Below are 17,153 nucleotides of genomic sequence, written 5' to 3'. Positions count from 1 at the left end.
GTTAAGGGACAAACGGTTTTTCGGCCAGTTGGCTCGTGGATGCATTATCTGAACCCGACTCATGCTGCATTTGGGTCCGATGGCGCTGATAGCAGATCGTGGCTATTTGGCCCAGTAACCTAAGGGCCGATAATGAATCGGCGGAGAAAGCTCCTCCGTAAATCATCCGGTCCGCTTCGCGCAGAGCATTCAAGATACGGTCGTCTTTCATGCGGTCGGCCAGTTCAGGCGTTGTTAATGATCTATAGGGCTCTGCATCCAGTTTCTCCAGATACACCTTCCACGTCATAACGGCTTGCCGGGCGGTTTCGGATGCCGATAGGGCATCAATGCTCTGGATAAGCTGGTTAAATTCCTTGAGAAAGCGCCGGTGATTCTGGCGTAGCTGAAAGAGTTGCCAGTACCTCAGAACGGTTCGTCCCAGCAAACCGTATACGCCAAGTGCTACCAAACTGGCCAGTAAAAAGCCAGCAACCAACGCTGCGTAGTTAAACTGTTGCTGAAGAGGAGCCAGATTTGTTTCCGTAAGCAGTGCAGGCATCGGCCGGGATGAATCAGACAAAGCGGCTACCGGCAATTTCGATCGCAAAAGAACTGTGTCGGTTTGCGTCCACTGAGCCGTACAATCGGTTTCATGAATAACCTGAATGGGTACTTTCAATAGCTGAACAGAATCCGTTTCAAACGATACCAGCGTATACACCGCACTGTCCCGACTAATGGCTCCGGCACCGGAACCGGTAGTTTGGGTGGCAAAGACCGATACCTTCTGTACGCGGTAAGGCGCAAAGTTCCGGGCTGTATCGGGGAAAAACACATCTGTTATGGCAGGATGACGATAAACCAGACTATACTGAAAAGGTCGCCCGATATCAACGCTGTCCGTCAGGAATTGGCCACTCAGCGCAGCCTTTCGTGGGTGTGGTTGCGCCTGTATCAGCAAAGGGAAAAGGAGCAGTAGGAGTCGAACGGCGTATGACACAGTAGTTTTACTTTCTTATCCTGAATAATTCAACGAGTTTCGGTACAAAATCCTCCTGCGAATCGAGCGCGAGGTAACTGGCATTGTACTGTCTGCAAAGCCGTTCCAGTTGAATCCGATTCTGCTGGAACGTGTCGTGCAGGGTAGTCCGGAAAGACGCAGACGAGGTATTGACCCATACCATACGGCCCGATTCACTATCGTACACCGGAATAATGCCCAGTTTGGGCAGGTTTACCTCTCGCTGGTCGTATAAGTGAATAACGACCAGGTCATGCTTTTTAGCGAGTGCCTTTAGGTTGTGTTCATAATTAGTGTCGATAAAATCGGAGAGCAGAATAACGACGCTCCGGCGTTTGAGGGCGTTCAGCGTAAACAGGAGTGCATCGGCAATGCTGGTCTGACCCGATACCGGCTGTAGTTTAAACAGGCTCATAATAAGATGATAGCCCGTTTTTATACCATTGGCGGGTTTGATATACCGTTCTTTCTGATCCGAAAAACAATACATACCCACATGGCTGGCTTCATGAATGGCCGACAACGCCAACACGCCACATACCTCTTTGGTAGCAGTCAGTTTGTCGCGCTGACGGCTACCAACCTGCTGCGACGCGCTGACATCCACCACAAAAAAAACGGTCTGGTCTTTCTCCTCCCGAAACACTTTTACGAACGTGCCGTGCCCTTTTGACGAAACGTTCCAGTCGATGGCCCGCACATCATCGCCGTACTGATAGGTTCGTAAATCACTGAATTCAAGTCCTGTTCCTTTGAAAATAGACCGAAAGTTACCGCGCATCTGCGAGTTGACTGCCTTGCGGATGCGGATGTCGAAATTACGGAGCCGGGCTAAGAACTCGTCCATACAAAATAGGCGTTATACTATTTTAACAGCTAATCCCGAACTTTGCCAGCCGGGATTAGCTTACAAAGCTATTGATTTAACCGTATGCACCGATACTCATTCCTGCGCTATCTGTGGACGTTGCTGCTCGGCGGATGGCTGGCTACAGCCTGCACAAACCCCACCGACAGGAAGCCTGCGGGCCTGATTGATGAAGGGGAGATGGCCGGTATTCTGACCGAAGTACACATAGCCGAGGCCCGTGTCAGTCGACTTAGTCTGACCTCCATAGACTCGTCGCAGGTGGCCTACAAGCATATGGAAAAACAGATTTTTAAAAAATTCGGAGTCGATACAGCCGCTTACCGAAAGAGCTACATTTTTTATTCGTCCCATCCCGCAAACATGGAGGTTATCTATAAACAGGTGACCAAGAATTTACAAAAGAAAATTGACGCTGAAAACGCGAAGAGATCGAAAAAACCATGACGGTTGGTATTATTGGCGCAGGCATTTCGGGGCTTACCCTGGCGTATGAGTTGCAAAAGCAGGGCATACACTACCAGCTTTGGGAAGCCAGCCCGCAGCCCGGTGGGTATATCCAGTCGCGTCGGGAGCAAGCCAGTGCGTTATCCGGTAGTTCGTACCTGCTTGAGTCGGGGCCAAACTCGCTGCTTGGGGATAGTGCGCTACTGGCGTGGATTGACGAATTGGGTCTGACGCCTGAACTCCTGTTTAGTAAGCCGGTTAGCAAAGCGCGGTTTATTTTTCGGGATGGCCAGTACCGCGAACTACCATCCGGGCCGCCCTCGCTATTGTTTGGCCGTTTCTTTAGCTGGAAAACGAAGCTGGCCATCTGGCGGGAACGCTCGAATAAAACCCTGTCGCCGACGGGTGAAACGCTGGCTCAGTTTTTTCGCCGACGTTTTTCTCAGGAACTGGTCGATTATGCACTGGGGCCATTTGTGGCCGGGATTTACGCAGGCGACCCGGAGGAATTGCTCGTGTCGGAGACATTTCCTATACTGATTCAGTACGAAAAAGAGTACGGCTCTGTGGTGCGTGGCCTGATAAAAAACCGGTCCAAAACGAACCGGCGTCAGTCGTTCAGCTTTCGGAACGGGATGCAAACCCTGACCGATGCGCTGGCCGCCCGGTTAACAAACCTCGCGCTGAATACGCCCGTTGAGCAGATCGTTCCGCTACAAGCCGGGTGGCAGGTAACCGTGGGCGGTAAAACGGAGGTAGTCGATAAACTGGTTATCACCGTTGGCACGGAGGCTGCCGCTCAACTGGTGGCATCGTACAACGAAGACCTCGCTACCCGGCTCCGGGCGGTTGTTTATCCGCCCATGAGTGTTGTTCACTCAGTCTTCAAACGTAGTGCCGTGGGCCATGCACTGAATGGTTTCGGTGGTTTGAACCCAAAAAGGGAGGGACAGTTTACGGCTGGCCACATCTGGAGCAGTTCCATTTTCGACGGTCGGTGCCCGGCCGATGAGGTACTGTTTACCACCTTTGTTGGCGGAACTCAGTCAGCACGCAATGCCCGCCAACGGGATGACGTGTTGCTATCAACCGTTCATCAGGAGCTGGCGAAAGGCTTTGACATCCGGGCCGACAGCGGGCCGGTTTTCCAGTCTGTTCGACGGTGGGAGCGGGCTATTCCACAGTATGATGCTGCCATTGTAGCCGTAAAGGAACCGGTAAAACTGGCCGAAAAAGATCAGTTATTTGTCTGTGCAAACTGGTACGGGGGCGTGTCGTTGTCCGATTGTATTCAGAAAGGGCAAAAAATGAGTCAGCAGGTAAAAAATAACCTGGCTGTTACTAATTTTTAATGAATTTTTTGCACAAAAACGGCGTGTTTTGCTGTTATTTTAGTACGTCTGGTATCTAACCTATTATCTGCCTGTGAAAGAGCGTTTGGTCGTTATCCCAACTTATAATGAAATTGAGAATATCGAGGCCATTATCCGAAAGGTGTTCAGTTTGCCGGATTCCTTTGATTTGCTCATTGTAGACGACGGCTCTCCCGACGGAACCGCCCGGCGTGTGCGTGATTTGCAGGAAGAATTCCCTCCCCACGGCTCGTCCCGGACTAATGCCGCTGGCCGATTGCATCTGCTGGAACGGCGGGGTAAGATGGGATTGGGAACCGCTTATATCGATGGGTTCAAGTGGGCGCTATCCAGAGGGTACCAGTACCTGTTCGAGATGGATGCCGATTTCTCGCACAACCCCGAAGACCTGATTAAACTTTACCGGGCCTGCGCCGAAGACGGTGCCGATGTGGCCGTTGGCTCGCGTTACATTAAAGGTGTTAACGTGGTGAACTGGCCGATGGGCCGGGTGTTGATGTCCTATTTTGCGGGCGTGTATGTCCGGTTCATTACGGGTATGTCCATCATGGACCCAACGGCCGGATTCGTTTGTTACCGCGCCGAAGTACTGGAGGTGATATTGCATAACCCCATCAAATTTGTGGGCTACGCTTTCCAGATTGAAATGAAATTCACCTGCTGGAAATATGGCTTCCGCATTAAAGAAGTCCCCATTATTTTCACTGACCGGACACGGGGTGTATCGAAAATGTCGTCCAAAATTTTCAAAGAAGCCGTTTTCGGGGTTTTGCAGATGAAAATCAGCAGTTTCTTCCGCCATTACATTCCCCGGAACGAAACCGCTAAAGCTACGCAAGAGCCAGTCGACGCAGCTTGATTTCTGCTAGTAAGTTTGTTCGGTAGAAAACGGCGATACCCAGGAAACAGGCAGGCTCATTTTCGTCATTGAAATGGGGTGGAGTTTCATCGTAGAAGTGTTTGAAAGCAATGCTTCGATGAAAACAAAGTCGATTCTTGTTGAAGGGTAAATTTATTTCCGGACCAGCTAGTATCTATTTGTACAAATCAGGATACTTTGCTTAACATAATTGCTACTTATACAACAGTTCGTATGCTACTGATTCAGTGTACAGAAAAGTAGTAGAATACGATATCATATCAACTTAATGGTTTTTTATTGACTAATAAATTAAGCTTTCCATGGCGGAAATGGACGGCGCGGGAGCTGCCATCGTTGGCCTTAAAGCGGATATCAAACTTTCCCTTAAGTTGATTAGTCGTTGAATCATACTGAATGATTTGTAACCAACCATTGCCTTGATTGTATGTCCTAGTGATAACTTGTGCTACCCCTTCGGTTGCATAGCTACAATAAACACTAGTACCTTGTAAAGAATCTAAACCCGACTGAGTAATTCGATATAGACCGGAGCGAAGCGGAATGTTCGATAAAAGCAACGTTTGGGTTCGGTTACATTGGGTTTTGCAACCTGTCACTTTACCACTTTTTTTCTTTTCTAATTCAGGATGAGGTAGATCAGTAGCAAAAATGAGACTCAGCCTGTCACCCTCATAGATTTTCGGTGTACCATTTGATAGGGAAGCAAACCAAGCTGATCGATCAAGCGAAGCACGAACAGGAAACGAGCGGGAACACGAACTACAAAGTGCCAGCAAAAAGAATAAAACGGTTTCTAGCTTCATGACTTTACATTTTTACTCACTAAGCTAATTTTCGCTTTCAACTACTTGTCTAGTTAATTTAATTCATTCCCTTATTTCAAGGCAACATAATTCTTTATCAACTTCCCCGGCAGATAATCTGGTCCTTTTTTAAACTTGATAGCTGTGGTGAAATCAGGAAAAAGTCGAATAACATAAGTGTAGTTACAAAACTACTCTTGAAAAAGTACAATAATTGAGTTGTCATTCACCTATCTTCTAAATGAACTTTACCGGAAAATCGTAATCATTTTCCTACGTAACGTCCAGCAGAAACCGGTCATAGTCTTCCGGCTCTATATCGATTTCAATTCGTTTGTATGGATTGGTGAAACCCGCCACCATCGTTACATTCAACTTGGCCGTTCCCAACCGGTTAGCCAGGAATTCAATCAGGTAAGCATTGGCTTTCCCGTTCTATCCATTAGCATCAATGCAAGAATGTCGGGTTTAAAATAGCTAACCTACCATATTACGTCTACGATAGGATGATAACGACTAAATTTCTCATCGGCAGAGATAAGGGGCATTTGTTCGGCTAGTGATGTGGCCAAAATTAATCTGTCAAAAGGATCACGGTGATCGGCGTAGAGCGGTATCCGATCATAAAAGGCAATGTGCTGGTTATCAAGTCGAATAATGCGGAATCCATCCTGTTCCGTTTGGGAAATCAACTCTTTAAGCGATACTTTAAAGTCAGGAATCTTCCCAATCTTTTGCTTGATTGCTATTTCAATCAAACTTATCTGAGACACGTAAATCTGATTGAGCGAATTAGTCAGCATGGCGCGGGCACGTTCCGAAAACGCGGGGTTATCCTCCTGAATCCATACCAGGATCTGGGTATCAATCAATATATTCATTCGGATCTACATGTACTCGCTGAGGTCGTCTAGTGGCTCATTGAAATCTGCCGGAAGTGTAACTCTTCCAGCCAGTGAGCCAAATCGGATGCCCGCAAAACCACTCTCTTTTCGGGGTTGCCCGGTAGCGTCTGCTACCTCCTCCAAAAACATGACAATTACTTCCGCTCGATTCTGAACGGGTGGCGTTTCATGTAGTGTAATCTGCCCATGATCGTAAGTGCCCTTTACTGCGGTAAGCATAGTTCATCGATTATAAAGTAAAGATAAGGAATTTAAGCCTGATAGCCGACCCACGTCTCGCTTAGCAGATTGCTACGTTCCCGGGAACTGGCTAACTAGCTTATTTTTTTCAAAAATCGGTCATAAACTTCCCGATCCACATCAAGATCAAGTCGTTTGTGTGGATTGGTGAAACCCGCCACAATCGTTACATTCGACTTGGCCGTTCCCAACCGGTTAGCCAGGAATTCAATCAGGTAGGCATTCGCTTTTCCGTCCCGCGCTGGTGCCTTTATTCTGGCGTTCAGCAATCCGGCGCCATCGAAAAACAGTTGATCCACTTTGCTCCCCGGCTTCACTTTCAGGTGTAGGGTCATGCGTCAGACGTTTACCCTGTAACTCAGCTTTATCTCATCGCCGGTCATACCCCGAAAACCCCAATTATGGGCGGGGCTTTCCAGAATACAGATTTCTACATCCGTAACGGCTAAGCCCAGTTGTTCGCCGATACCCTGGTACAGCAGATGAATCAGTTTCTTCTTCGTTTCCACCGTGCGGCCTTCTATCATCATAAATTCCAGCATAATGTACCGCTCCGATGCCGTAGCCGGTCGGAAAAAATCGTCGTTGTCGAGGTAAAAAAAGCGGTGCGCCCGTTTATCCACCGGAAATTGGAGCGCTTCCACCACGCAGGCATGAATCACGTCGGATAGCTGATTGCGGATGGGCAGCAGCAGCTCGCGAACGCCGTAAATTTTCACCTGACTCATGTTATCTACCCGTTTAACTGGCTCGCCAGTACCGCAATGCCCTCTTCAAACGAGTGCGGGTCATAGCCTAACACCGTGCGGGCCTTGTCCAGAACGAAACCCGTGCGTGGAGGCCGACGGGCTACCTGCGTAAACGTAGAGGCATCGGCCTGGGCAATCAATGATTTATCGAGACTAAAATAGTCAGCAGTCCGGATGGCCATTTCGTAGGGCGTTAGTACTTCCTTTCCCGAAATATTGAATATACCTTCGGCTTCCTGGTCGGCAATAAGGTAGCAGCCCATCGCCAGGTCTTCGGCCAGCGTCGGACTGCGCCACTGATCGGTCACGACCTTAATGTTTTTACCGTCTTCCAGTGATTTTTTTACCCATAAAATAATGTTGCTACGGCTCATGTCGTGCGCAATCCCGTACACCAGCACCGTGCGGGCAATGGCCCACCGAATGGCCGAATGACGAACAACCGATTCGCCCGCCTGCTTGCTCCAGCCGTAAAAACTAATTGGGTTGGCTTCGGCGGTTTCGTCGTATGGACCGGCGGCCCCGTCGAATATGAAATCGGTTGATACATGGACCAGAAACGCATCGATAGTACTACAGGCTTCAACGATGTATTCGACAGCATGCACATTCTGCGCCCAGCAGGCATCCTTCTGTGTTTCGCACTTATCCACATCGGTCATAGCAGCTCCGTGGATAACTACGTCTGGCCGTGTTTCAGTAATCACATCCAGCACCTGTTGCCGGTCGGTAATATCCATAGACCGATAGACATACCCTTCCGAAAAGGGTAAACGATTATCGCCCCGTGCGGTGGCAATCAACTCAATAGTGGGTTGCTGGGTCAGTAAATGAACCAGTTTCTGGCCCAACAGTCCGTTGGCACCTGTGATAAGAATTCGTTTTTTCATAAATAGGAATGAGGAGCCAGGAGCGAGGAGCGAGGAGTTGCCGATGTGTCTGTTATTTCGTGTCAGCAACTCCCCGCTCCTCACTTCTCGCTCCTACTTACTAAACTCATACCCGTACTTTTTCGTGATTTTCCTTTTCTTTATCCACTCGCCCGTCATGGTCATGGGCACATCGCGTTTGGGTCTGTCCAATTCATTCCGGGGTTGTTTCGCTACGCTGTCAACGATAGCCAGCCCATCAATTACCTCGCCAAAAACGGTGTAATTGCCATCCAGATGCGGTGATCCGCCAATGGTTTCATAGACCCGCTTTTGCTCTTCGGTAGGAATGTGCCCCTTCAATGTTTTTATCCGTTCGACCTGCTTCTGGAAGCCCACTTCATCCCAAACCCGTCCTTCTACAATATAAAACTGGCAACCGCTCGATGCCTTTTCCGGATTATTATCGCGGGCTGCAGCCAGTGCCCCTTTTTTGTGAAAGAGGGTTGGAACGAACTCCGCCGGAATCCTGTATCCGACATCCCCGTTGCCGAGTAGTTCACCGTCTTCGTTTTTTCGGGATTTCGGATCACCTCCCTGAATCATAAACAGGGGAATGATTCGATGAAACAGCAGGCTATCGTAAAATTTCTGGTCAACGAGTTTTATGAAGTTTTCCTTGTGCTTAGGTGTCTGGTCGTATAGCACCAGGTGCATGGTTCCGAATCCCGTATTCAACGAAACGAGGTAATCCTTTTTCTTGCGTGGTCCGCTATTGCGGTTTTGTGCCGCTACAATTATTGGAAGAAGCAGGAAAAGCAATAAAGTTTTACGCATTGGGTGTTTTTATTGAATGGATTGTTTTTCCCGTTGAGAAGCTACAGATTCACTCGGTTTTGAAAGGCATCTTTTAATCGCTGGTCGTGGGTAACCACAATAAGACTGGCTCCAATTTGCTCCGACTGGTCGCGCAGGAGCGTTATAACGCGCGCTGTATTCTCGTCGTCGAGGCTGGAGGTTGGCTCATCGGCCAGGATAACATCCGGCTGATTCATCACGGAGCGGGCAATGCTGACCCGCTGCTGTTCGCCTTGGCTAAGCTGGTGCGTTTTCCTGGCCAGTTGCTCACTAAAACCCAACTGCATAGCCAGTGCACGGGCGCGATCCTTATCCTGCGGTTTGTTGGCCAGATAGTTGGCCAGCAGCAGATTGTCCATTACCGATAACGCGCTCACAAAGTGAGGTTTCTGGTATACAATTCCCAGATGCCTGGCCCGAAAGGCAGCCGTATCGGCAACGCTAAGCTGCGTCAGGTCTGTCTGATCAATAATAACCGAGCCGCTTTTGGGTTTGAGCAGTAAAGCCAGTAAATGCAGGAATGTTGTTTTTCCCCGGCCCGACTGCCCCAGAATAAGCAGCGCTTCCCGATTGGCACAGTGTACATCCGGAAATGTAAACTGTTTAGCAGGGGTATAGTCAAAGGTAAGGTGCCTGGTTTCCAGCATCTGTTAGAAACGATTAGCCACAAAAATAGGCAAAAGTTACATTTGCAATGGATAATGTAGAATGAACAATGTAGAATGAATAATTTTACGGGACGCCTGCCCATTGTACATTGTTCATTCGGGACCGCCCGCGCGGTACATTATCCATTTTCCTTTGAAACGTATTGCACTTTTTGCCTCCGGTTCCGGCTCGAATGCCGAAAAAATTGCCACTTATCTTGCGGATAACGCATCGGTGGATATTTCCCTGATTCTTTCCAACAATCCCAAGGCGGGTGTCATTGAGCGGGCCAGACGGCTGCACATTCCGGTCTTGTTGTTCGACCGGGCTACCTTTTACGACACGAATCGAATCACGCAGCTTCTTATTAATCAGAAAATTGATTTACTTGTACTGGCTGGTTTCATGTGGCTGATGCCGGCTGAACTGGTACGGGCTTTTCCGAATCAAATCGTTAATATCCACCCGGCTTTGTTGCCTAAGTTTGGGGGGAAAGGCATGTATGGTCACTTTGTCCACGAAGCGGTTGTGGCGGCTCAGGAAACCGAGTCGGGCATTACGATTCACTACGTAAATGAACACTACGATGAAGGACTAATTATTTTTCAGGCTCATTGTCCCGTTTTACCAACGGATACGCCCGACGATGTAGCGCTGAAGGTACAGGCACTTGAACATACCCATTATCCACGCGTGATAGCGGAGATTTTAGCTGAAGCGACGCCAAAACCATGAAAAAACTTTATGTGCTGTTACTGATTGTGCTGGCTGTAACGGGCTGTTTCAAGCCCATTATTTATTTGCAGAATAAGCCCAATTACCCCGTCGATGTGTTTTACGACAACCAGCGCCCCGACCGTCCCTTTGCGACGTTACAAGACCTGGAAGTAAAAGGGGAATTACCGCTTAACGAGCGGCAGTCCGGCAATAAACGGATGCTTAGCCGGGGTAACGACATGCAGCAGAAAGAGTTATTACTGGCCCGGCTTACACTACAGGCCAAGCGGATGGGTGCCGACGCGCTGGTGTTCGTTCGTTACACCTATTACACCTCTACAACGGACAACGGATATGTGATGAAGGGCGTTGCTGTAAAATACAGCCGGGAAGAGGAAACAACCGTAGAATCGACTGATCAGCACTAGCTCCTTCATCGATAAGTACTATGCACCTGCTATTATGGGTTCCGGCTGTCTGGAAACGAACAGGGTAAGTTCTTATTTAACCTCTTCGTAATCGACGTATTCACCGCCTTTGTGGGAAGAATTGCCCATGTTTTCCGGGCGTTTGTCCACGCGAATCTCACCCTCACGGGTTTTATTGCGCTTATTTCCCTGTTCTTCCTGTTGTTTTACCAATTTTCGGCCAACCAGCAAATAAAAGACAAACCGGCGTACGGGTGGTACAAACAGGATAATCAGCGTGATGATAAACAGATATTTGAGTAGCATGTTCAGGTATCGTTATTAATAGATAAACGATGAGTCAGGTCGTTTAGTTTTCCATTTTGTCAGACGGCTTTTATCCGGGTTGCCCGGATGCGTAAGCGTCCCTGTTAAAAGCACGTTTTTACAAACCTCTACTACTGACCGTACAATGCCTTTGCGGCTGGGGCATACTTATCGTCGGCCGACCACTGCGGGCGCGTGGCCCGATTGGCAATCAGGCGGGCTGCGTAGGCGTAGGCCTGACAAAAGCGGGTGAAATAAGGGTAATCCAATGATTCGGGGTTGTCGATAGCCTGATGGTAGTACTTCCCAATCGCTGCATCAAACGTTTTGAAACCCGGCGAAAACGTGGGAGCCGGAACGCCTTTAGCCGCAAAACTGACATTGTCAGAACGGTCGAACAGGCCCTGTTCGGGGGCGGGTTCGGCAAATACGCCCAGGCCAAAGGCGCGGGCAGCGGTTTCGATTTCTGTTTTGGCCCCCGTCCGCTCCAAACCAATCACCGAAACAATCGTGGTATCGTTGTACCCCGCTCCGTCGATATTCAGGTCGAAAATGGTTTGCTTCAGCGGCACCAATGGATGTTCTGCATAGTACCGGCTTCCCAGTAGTCCTACTTCTTCACCGGTCAGGGCCAGCACTAAAATAGACCGTTTGGGCTTTTGCAGCGATAACGCTTTGGCCGCTTCCAGAATGGCTACCGTGCCCATGGCGTTATCCCGTGCTCCGTTGAAAATACTATCCGTCGGTTGATAGGGTGTATTGGCCTGTTTACCCACGCCGATATGGTCGAAGTGGGCCGACAAAATCACGTATTCATCTTTCAGTTTCGGGTCGGTGCCTTCGATGATNCCCGCCACATTGGCCGAAGGCGTGGGCGTACGCATCCGTCCCGACGAATGCAGGGTAACGGTTTGCCCGGCTTCTTTCAGTTGTTTGTATTTGTTATTGGCGTTGTTCACCCATACGTGGGCTACGGAATTAGCTCCTTCGGTCGTAACGGGTATCGCTATCTGTTCGCGGTTAAAGTACTGATTAACAAAGCCCCAGGGGATGGATTCGCTGTAGAGTTCAATCAGGGCAGCGGCTCCTTTTTCAGCCGCCAGTTTACGTTTTTCATTCGAGGCCCGAAAGATTTCGCCGGGCCCTTTTGCCTCCGGTGAGCCGCCCTGAGCAACCAGAATCCGTCCTTTCACATCCCGGCCTTTGTATCCATCTTCGCCATCTGTCAGTCCGTAGCCAACATACAGCACCTCACCCGATAAATCGGCCGGGCCACCCGCCATTACCACCACCTCTTTACCCAGGCGCAGGGTGTCGGCTCCCAGTAGCATCATGGCCGAACTGGCGGCTTTCACTTTTTCCAGATTGATGGGCTGCAAAAAATCACCTTCGCTGGCCGGTTTTAGGCCCAGCAACCGAAATTGCTCGGCAATGTAGCGTGCCGCCACCGCATTGCCTGGTTCACCCGTGCGACGCCCCTGCAACTCGTCGGAGGCCAGAAACCGCGTGTGCGCTTCTACTTCGGAGGGAGGCAGGCTGAATTCAGGCAGTCTGGACGGTGCTGCCGTTCCTCTTGCTGGTGCAGCGGCCGGTCGGGGAAGCCGGGATTGGGCCTGAAGGGACAACGTAAGCAGGATCAATACCGCGATAAGCGACAGAGTACGTTTTGTTTGCATGATGATTGGGTTTCTACCGTCAAAAGTACGAAAACCCGGTGGTTAGCCCTCATTCCTGATTTAACCTTTCCGGTAGTGCTGCCGGGCAAACCGCATGAAGGTATCGGCAAGCCCTTCGCTAACGCCCTGCATCTGAATTGAATAAAAGTCGCGCTGGATAGCAAGCCCCTGCACATCCAGAATTTTTAGCGAACCCGCCTGCAACTCGTGCTGCACGGCAAAAACCGATACGAAGGCCATGCACCGCGAACTGCCGAGGTACGACTTCATGCTTTCGGTACTACCCAACTGCATCTCGATGGTCAGGTCGGTGAGTCGCAGGCCAACGCCCCGCAGTGCGTGTTCTACTACTTCCAGCGACCCGGAACCCCGCTCGCGCAGCACGATGGGCACGGTCCGTAACTCATCCAGCGTAATCTCATCGCGGTTAGCCAGGGGGTGGTCAGCGCGGCAGATGAGAACGAGTTCATCTTTTACGAAAGGGGTATACCGAATGTCGCTGTGATGCGTCCGCCCTTCCACCAGGCCCAGATCAATTTCGTCGTTGAGTAACCACTGTTCAATCCGTTCGGTATTACCGCTCAGCAGCGAGATGGATACGTCGGCCGACTGTTCGTGAAAGCGGGCCAGCACGGGCGGAATCACGTATTGCGCTACGGTGGTGCTGGCCCCCACCCGAAGCGTACCCCCCGGCTCACCTTTCAGCGCATTCATGTCGAACTCCAGTTGGCGGTAGGTAGCCATAATGGTTTCGGCATGGCGTAGGAACACGTTTCCGGCTGCCGTCAGGCTAATCTGGTTGCCGCGTCTGTCGAAGAGAGCCGTGCCAAACTGGTGCTCCAATTCCTGAATATGCTTGGTCACGGCGGGTTGCGTCACGTACAGTTCCGCAGCCGCTTTGGTAAAGCTAAGCCGCTTGGCAACGGTATAAAAAACGTTCAGACGAAAATCGAGCATGGGCTATTACGGATTAAAAAGTCGGTTTAGCCAGCCGACGAAGCGTAGACAGAGTTCGGCGTTATGGTCGAGGTAGGTTTTGGTTAAAGCTAAACCCATTGGTGTACCGGGGTCTTTTTGCCAGGCTAACCAGGTATGAATAAATGCCTTTGCCCGATGGGACTGAGGATTATACAGGCTATCAATATTTAGTCCTTCGATTTTTCCGAGTACTTCACTAACGTACGGCCGAAGCAAGTCATTTTCTGGAATAAGGTACTGGACAAAATCTTCAAGCATTCCCAATTGTAGGTTATCGGGCATGAGCCAGATTCCTATAGTTGGATTACGGTCAATTCCGGCGATAATGGTACCATCTTTTTCCGGTGATTCTGGAACCTCATAATTCTCTTTACGGAGCGTATCGCGGATACTATCCCAACGAGCTTTTAAATCTTTATCTGCATCCAGTACAATACCGATTGCGTTAATCTTTGGACGCTGAAGCTTAATCCGGGCGACAATTTGGTCAGGCATTTTGTCGACTCCTTCGCAATCGACAATCTCGAAATTATCGGGTAGTTGATGAGCATTGCGAATCGTAGCCGCTACATACAAATCATCTTTACCCTCAACCAGTAATTTGAATGAAAACTTCTTTCTACTAATATTTTCACTCATCGGGGATCGACATGAACGCGAGTGGTGGATTGAATTTCGTCGGCATCGTAAACCGTTGCTTCGATATTGCCTTCGTAATTCTCAAGTCGTATCATAGCGCCCGCACTTGAATCTTGTCTTCCATTATTCAGTACAGCGGAGAACGCTTCAACGCAATCGAGGCTATGTGTCGTAGCAAACACCTGAATGTTTAACTTTTCGGCAAGGTAGAAAATAATCTCCCAGATTTTTTCCTGCACCGAATAGTGTAGTCCATTTTCAAACTCATCAATGAGTAGGTAGCCGTTCTCACAGTTGACCATTGCTAGAATGATTGTGAGGATTCGGTTGATACCATCACCCATCGAACGAAGGGGCAATGGATTATTACTCTCGTCTAATCGAACCACTGGATACCGCTTGCCAGTCACCTTGTCTGTTCGAAACGCGAGTTTAGAGATTCGGGCATCAACAATTTTCAACGCATCCACTACCTCTACTTCCCAATCTGTAGTGACGATATCATCGAATAATGATCCATTAGAAATGCTATTCTCACTACTCGTTTTTACAAATTTATTTGCGGAATCTTTCGAGAAGCCATAATTCGGAAAATCAGGTTCCTTCAACCTGAGGAATTGTTCTGCCAGAATTATACGATCAATTGGATCAGTTGAGGTTGATACCGATAATCTTAGTACTTCAGGCTGAGAATTTTCAGGTAGTTTCTCCAATCCAGGGTTTTTTATTTTCACCTGGCCAAGCCTAATTCTTAATTCTACTGAATCTGACTCTAATTGCGAATTGATTTCAATTTGCCCCTCTTTTTTGTCGCTTAGCCTATCCGTGAATAGGGACGATAAAACTGCCTGACCACGTATATAGCGATCATCTGACATGGATTCAAAAAATCCGTCCCTCGATTCGAGAATCTCATAGATCACATCGAATCTGCCATTGTTAGCCCACAGATAAACCGCTTCCAGCACCGATGTCTTCCCTGTATTGTTCTTCCCCACCAGCAAATTTACCCGGCCCAGTTTTTCGATGGTCAGGTGGCGGAGGTTACGGTAGTTGCGGATTTCGAGCGAGTGTAACATAACGGTTGTTATTTAGCGTAGGCCAAAATACGAGTTTAAATGGGCATTAACCAAAATGCCCGGTACCGGTATCTTCGGCAACGGGCATCTATTTGTAAATCGAGTCAATTCCTTACGGGCGAATGACGGCCCAACCGTCTTCCTGCCGGATAATGAGTTCGCCGTTGGCGGTGGGTACGTAACTGACGAAGGGAAATAACTCCTCCCGTTTGATTTTCCGCATCCGCATGGTGTTTTCGCACATGGCCAGAATAACGCCCTGCTTTTGCAAATCTTGGAGTTGTTTTTCGTACTGGGGCTTGTCTTTGCGATACAGTATGTTTGCTCCACCGTACACGACCAGTTCCATATCCAGTTTCTCCTTCAGGCGTGGGTCGTTCAGGGCGTTCTGAATATTAGCCAGGGCGTGACTGATTACGGACGTGTCGGCAGTATTTAGCTGGTAAACAGCCCGGTAGCGCGACTTAGTGGCTTCGGCACCGTGGAAGGTGCCGGTCTCACTGGTTTGCGCCATTGCCGGAGCGATACTCAGTAAGGCCAGCGCGAATAAGTAGGTTAGTCTTTTCATGTTTGGTTTATTTTTCAGGTGAAGTTACTGTTTCTTCCGGGCATCAGCAATGGGTTGAAACGGACCAAACTTATGCTGCCGTTCCGGGAAGCTATCGGCGTATGGTCCGGTGGGGAAATCAATCGGTTTACTGGCCACGTTGGGCCAGTCCTTGCTTTGGTCTTTGTGGGGACGGGGCATGGAGTTGATGAAGGCCGCTACATCCCAGGATTCCTCGTCGGTTAGTTGTGGACTGGCGTATGAGGCCCCGAAAGGCATGTTGTTTTTAACATATCCGGCAAAGCTGGATAGGCGGTACAGACCCGCTCCGTCGTTATAACTGTGTGGCCCCCACATGGGTGGATAAATGTATTCCGATGCACCGGCCACTTTCATTCCTTCCCCCTTTACGCCGTGGCAAACCTGGCACTTCGCTACGTACAGCTGTCTGCCTTTAGTGGAATCAGCGACCCGGTCCAGGTAGGCCACTTTCACCAGACCTACCCCCTCGGGCTTTTGCCCTTTGGCTACGTCTGTTCCAAGCCACCGCATATAGGCAACCATCGCCTGCATTTCCCGGCTCGCACTGTCGGGTGCCTTGCCGCCCAGACTGCGTTCAAAACAGTCGGATATGCGTTTGATAACTGTTTCGGTGGCACCCGACCGTTCGCGAAAACGGGGATAGGTCGAAAACACGGCGGAGTAATTATTGCCAAGAATTTTGGTACCCGCTTCGAGGTGGCAGTTCTGGCAGTTCATGCCATTGGATAAGTGCTTCACCGACCCGTTTGGACCGAGGTATTTGGCCGTGTGGGCAACCAGGTCGCGACCATACCGGATTTGTTTGCCCAACGTACCCGCCGGAATCCGGCTATCGGCAGGTGGTTTCCAGTAGGTTGGTGGTACCAGCCCGGCCAGTGTAATCAGGCAGATTATGCCGCTAAGAATGGTTAAATGCTTCATTGTTTATACGTATAACAGGAACAACTCATTCCTCCGAAATTTGCCTTGTAGATCATTTAGGCAACTAATCCAACGGTTAAAACAAATGACTCTGATCAGTCAAAAAATGATTACTCGTTGCTATTGTCTGGTGTGGTAACTGTAGCAGACAAAGTAGGCGCAAAAAATGGAAAT

Annotated in this window: 22 protein-coding genes and 1 pseudogene; 5 read left to right on the top strand and 18 right to left on the bottom strand. The window is 49.4% G+C overall.

The window, feature by feature from the left end; genetic code table 11:
* Nucleotide 1: 1 nt before the first annotated feature.
* Together B157_RS0122905 and B157_RS0122900 are read right to left on the bottom strand one after the other, a co-directional pair.
* A complete protein-coding gene (locus B157_RS0122905; protein WP_026308907.1) occupies nt 2-982 on the bottom strand; it encodes a hypothetical protein in 981 nt (326 codons plus the stop codon).
* Between the two features lie 7 nt (nt 983-989).
* Entirely contained in the window at nt 990-1,850 is an 861-nt protein-coding gene (locus B157_RS0122900) for a DUF58 domain-containing protein (RefSeq protein ID WP_020605645.1), read from the bottom strand.
* Between the two features lie 84 nt (nt 1,851-1,934).
* Between B157_RS0122900 and B157_RS0122895 the strand changes: the two genes are divergently transcribed.
* The 3 genes from B157_RS0122895 to B157_RS0122885 all read left to right on the top strand — a co-directional run bounded on the left by B157_RS0122895 (nt 1,935) and on the right by B157_RS0122885 (nt 4,550).
* On the top strand, nt 1,935-2,318 hold the full coding sequence (locus tag B157_RS0122895) for a DUF4296 domain-containing protein (protein WP_020605644.1): 384 nt from the start codon (nt 1,935-1,937) through the stop codon (nt 2,316-2,318).
* Nucleotides 2,315-3,670 carry a protoporphyrinogen oxidase gene (hemG, locus tag B157_RS0122890; RefSeq protein ID WP_020605643.1) on the top strand — a complete coding sequence of 452 codons (1,356 nt, stop codon included), beginning with the start codon at nt 2,315-2,317 and terminating at the stop codon, nt 3,668-3,670. The genes B157_RS0122895 and hemG overlap by 4 nt, the downstream gene beginning before the upstream one ends.
* A gap of 73 nt (nt 3,671-3,743) precedes the next feature.
* The gene (locus B157_RS0122885) at nt 3,744-4,550 is read left to right on the top strand and encodes a polyprenol monophosphomannose synthase (protein ID WP_020605642.1); all 807 of its coding nucleotides are present in this window, start codon (nt 3,744-3,746) and stop codon (nt 4,548-4,550) included.
* A gap of 281 nt (nt 4,551-4,831) precedes the next feature.
* On the opposite strand, the gene B157_RS38460 is transcribed toward B157_RS0122885, so the two are convergent.
* The 9 genes and pseudogenes from B157_RS38460 to B157_RS0122840 all read right to left on the bottom strand — a co-directional run bounded on the left by B157_RS38460 (nt 4,832) and on the right by B157_RS0122840 (nt 9,645).
* Nucleotides 4,832-5,377, bottom strand: a complete 546-nt coding sequence (locus B157_RS38460) for a hypothetical protein (RefSeq protein ID WP_157618551.1) — start codon at nt 5,375-5,377, stop codon at nt 4,832-4,834.
* 273 nt (nt 5,378-5,650) lie between these two features.
* Nucleotides 5,651-5,800 (bottom strand): annotated as a pseudogene (locus B157_RS40300) (DUF167 domain-containing protein); the annotation flags it as partial.
* Between the two features lie 59 nt (nt 5,801-5,859).
* A complete protein-coding gene (locus B157_RS0122870) occupies nt 5,860-6,258 on the bottom strand; it encodes a type II toxin-antitoxin system VapC family toxin (protein ID WP_020605640.1) in 399 nt (132 codons plus the stop codon).
* Nucleotides 6,259-6,264: 6 nt separating this feature from the next.
* On the bottom strand, nt 6,265-6,501 hold the full coding sequence (locus tag B157_RS0122865) for a hypothetical protein (protein WP_020605639.1): 237 nt from the start codon (nt 6,499-6,501) through the stop codon (nt 6,265-6,267).
* A gap of 95 nt (nt 6,502-6,596) precedes the next feature.
* A complete protein-coding gene (locus B157_RS0122860; protein ID WP_020605638.1) occupies nt 6,597-6,857 on the bottom strand; it encodes a DUF167 domain-containing protein in 261 nt (86 codons plus the stop codon).
* Nucleotides 6,858-6,860: 3 nt separating this feature from the next.
* A complete protein-coding gene (locus B157_RS0122855) occupies nt 6,861-7,250 on the bottom strand; it encodes a tautomerase family protein (RefSeq protein WP_020605637.1) in 390 nt (129 codons plus the stop codon).
* A gap of 5 nt (nt 7,251-7,255) precedes the next feature.
* Nucleotides 7,256-8,161, bottom strand: coding sequence for an SDR family oxidoreductase (locus tag B157_RS0122850; protein WP_020605636.1), 906 nt, complete (start codon nt 8,159-8,161; stop codon nt 7,256-7,258).
* A gap of 93 nt (nt 8,162-8,254) precedes the next feature.
* On the bottom strand, nt 8,255-8,977 hold the full coding sequence (locus tag B157_RS0122845; RefSeq protein WP_020605635.1) for a peptidylprolyl isomerase: 723 nt from the start codon (nt 8,975-8,977) through the stop codon (nt 8,255-8,257).
* 41 nt (nt 8,978-9,018) lie between these two features.
* Nucleotides 9,019-9,645: an ABC transporter ATP-binding protein gene (locus B157_RS0122840; protein ID WP_020605634.1), complete on the bottom strand. Its 627-nt coding sequence runs from the start codon at nt 9,643-9,645 to the stop codon at nt 9,019-9,021.
* A 154-nt stretch (nt 9,646-9,799) separates the two neighbouring features.
* Here B157_RS0122840 and purN point away from each other — a divergent pair, with 154 nt between their 5' ends.
* Nucleotides 9,800-10,381, top strand: coding sequence for a phosphoribosylglycinamide formyltransferase (gene purN, locus B157_RS0122835; protein WP_026308906.1), 582 nt, complete (start codon nt 9,800-9,802; stop codon nt 10,379-10,381).
* A complete protein-coding gene (locus B157_RS0122830; protein ID WP_020605632.1) occupies nt 10,378-10,791 on the top strand; it encodes a YbjQ family protein in 414 nt (137 codons plus the stop codon). Before purN ends, B157_RS0122830 begins: the two co-directional genes overlap by 4 nt.
* A 72-nt stretch (nt 10,792-10,863) precedes the next feature.
* On the opposite strand, the gene B157_RS0122825 is transcribed toward B157_RS0122830, so the two are convergent.
* The 7 genes from B157_RS0122825 to B157_RS0122795 all read right to left on the bottom strand — a co-directional run bounded on the left by B157_RS0122825 (nt 10,864) and on the right by B157_RS0122795 (nt 16,979).
* A complete protein-coding gene (locus B157_RS0122825; protein WP_020605631.1) occupies nt 10,864-11,097 on the bottom strand; it encodes a hypothetical protein in 234 nt (77 codons plus the stop codon).
* Between the two features lie 131 nt (nt 11,098-11,228).
* Nucleotides 11,229-12,773, bottom strand: a complete 1,545-nt coding sequence (locus B157_RS0122820; protein ID WP_020605630.1) for a M20/M25/M40 family metallo-hydrolase — start codon at nt 12,771-12,773, stop codon at nt 11,229-11,231.
* A gap of 60 nt (nt 12,774-12,833) precedes the next feature.
* Nucleotides 12,834-13,730 (bottom strand): LysR family transcriptional regulator, encoded by an 897-nt coding sequence (locus B157_RS0122815; protein ID WP_020605629.1) that lies wholly within the window; start codon nt 13,728-13,730, stop codon nt 12,834-12,836.
* Between the two features lie 6 nt (nt 13,731-13,736).
* Complete coding sequence (locus tag B157_RS0122810; RefSeq protein WP_020605628.1) at nt 13,737-14,390, bottom strand: DUF3226 domain-containing protein; 654 nt, start codon at nt 14,388-14,390, stop codon at nt 13,737-13,739.
* Nucleotides 14,387-15,469 carry an AAA family ATPase gene (locus tag B157_RS0122805; protein ID WP_020605627.1) on the bottom strand — a complete coding sequence of 361 codons (1,083 nt, stop codon included), beginning with the start codon at nt 15,467-15,469 and terminating at the stop codon, nt 14,387-14,389. Before B157_RS0122805 ends, B157_RS0122810 begins: the two co-directional genes overlap by 4 nt.
* A 112-nt stretch (nt 15,470-15,581) precedes the next feature.
* Nucleotides 15,582-16,037, bottom strand: a complete 456-nt coding sequence (locus B157_RS0122800; RefSeq protein ID WP_020605626.1) for a DsrE family protein — start codon at nt 16,035-16,037, stop codon at nt 15,582-15,584.
* Nucleotides 16,038-16,061: 24 nt separating this feature from the next.
* Entirely contained in the window at nt 16,062-16,979 is a 918-nt protein-coding gene (locus B157_RS0122795) for a c-type cytochrome (RefSeq protein ID WP_020605625.1), read from the bottom strand.
* Nucleotides 16,980-17,153: the final 174 nt, after the last annotated feature.

This window comes from Spirosoma spitsbergense DSM 19989 (assembly GCF_000374085.1).
Lineage (GTDB): Bacteria > Bacteroidota > Bacteroidia > Cytophagales > Spirosomataceae > Spirosoma > Spirosoma spitsbergense.
The sequence above is the reverse complement of the archived record's forward strand: the minus strand, read 5'-3'. Positions and strand labels throughout refer to the sequence as shown.

What these genes read in the sequence shown, in the direction of transcription:
- B157_RS0122860 (WP_020605638.1), bottom strand. Translation starts at nt 6,857, where the DNA reads ATGACCCTACACCTGAAAGTGAAGCCGGGGAGCAAAGTGGATCAACTG.
- hemG (WP_020605643.1), top strand. Translation starts at nt 2,315, where the DNA reads ATGACGGTTGGTATTATTGGCGCAGGCATTTCGGGGCTTACCCTGGCG.
- B157_RS38460 (WP_157618551.1), bottom strand. Translation starts at nt 5,377, where the DNA reads ATGAAGCTAGAAACCGTTTTATTCTTTTTGCTGGCACTTTGTAGTTCG.
- B157_RS0122830 (WP_020605632.1), top strand. Translation starts at nt 10,378, where the DNA reads ATGAAAAAACTTTATGTGCTGTTACTGATTGTGCTGGCTGTAACGGGC.
- B157_RS0122855 (WP_020605637.1), bottom strand. Translation starts at nt 7,250, where the DNA reads ATGAGTCAGGTGAAAATTTACGGCGTTCGCGAGCTGCTGCTGCCCATC.
- B157_RS0122840 (WP_020605634.1), bottom strand. Translation starts at nt 9,645, where the DNA reads ATGCTGGAAACCAGGCACCTTACCTTTGACTATACCCCTGCTAAACAG.
- B157_RS0122805 (WP_020605627.1), bottom strand. Translation starts at nt 15,469, where the DNA reads ATGTTACACTCGCTCGAAATCCGCAACTACCGTAACCTCCGCCACCTG.
- B157_RS0122800 (WP_020605626.1), bottom strand. Translation starts at nt 16,037, where the DNA reads ATGAAAAGACTAACCTACTTATTCGCGCTGGCCTTACTGAGTATCGCT.
- B157_RS0122895 (WP_020605644.1), top strand. Translation starts at nt 1,935, where the DNA reads ATGCACCGATACTCATTCCTGCGCTATCTGTGGACGTTGCTGCTCGGC.
- B157_RS0122825 (WP_020605631.1), bottom strand. Translation starts at nt 11,097, where the DNA reads ATGCTACTCAAATATCTGTTTATCATCACGCTGATTATCCTGTTTGTA.
- B157_RS0122815 (WP_020605629.1), bottom strand. Translation starts at nt 13,730, where the DNA reads ATGCTCGATTTTCGTCTGAACGTTTTTTATACCGTTGCCAAGCGGCTT.
- B157_RS0122845 (WP_020605635.1), bottom strand. Translation starts at nt 8,977, where the DNA reads ATGCGTAAAACTTTATTGCTTTTCCTGCTTCTTCCAATAATTGTAGCG.
- B157_RS0122870 (WP_020605640.1), bottom strand. Translation starts at nt 6,258, where the DNA reads ATGAATATATTGATTGATACCCAGATCCTGGTATGGATTCAGGAGGAT.
- B157_RS0122810 (WP_020605628.1), bottom strand. Translation starts at nt 14,390, where the DNA reads ATGAGTGAAAATATTAGTAGAAAGAAGTTTTCATTCAAATTACTGGTT.
- B157_RS0122865 (WP_020605639.1), bottom strand. Translation starts at nt 6,501, where the DNA reads ATGCTTACCGCAGTAAAGGGCACTTACGATCATGGGCAGATTACACTA.
- B157_RS0122900 (WP_020605645.1), bottom strand. Translation starts at nt 1,850, where the DNA reads ATGGACGAGTTCTTAGCCCGGCTCCGTAATTTCGACATCCGCATCCGC.
- B157_RS0122795 (WP_020605625.1), bottom strand. Translation starts at nt 16,979, where the DNA reads ATGAAGCATTTAACCATTCTTAGCGGCATAATCTGCCTGATTACACTG.
- B157_RS0122850 (WP_020605636.1), bottom strand. Translation starts at nt 8,161, where the DNA reads ATGAAAAAACGAATTCTTATCACAGGTGCCAACGGACTGTTGGGCCAG.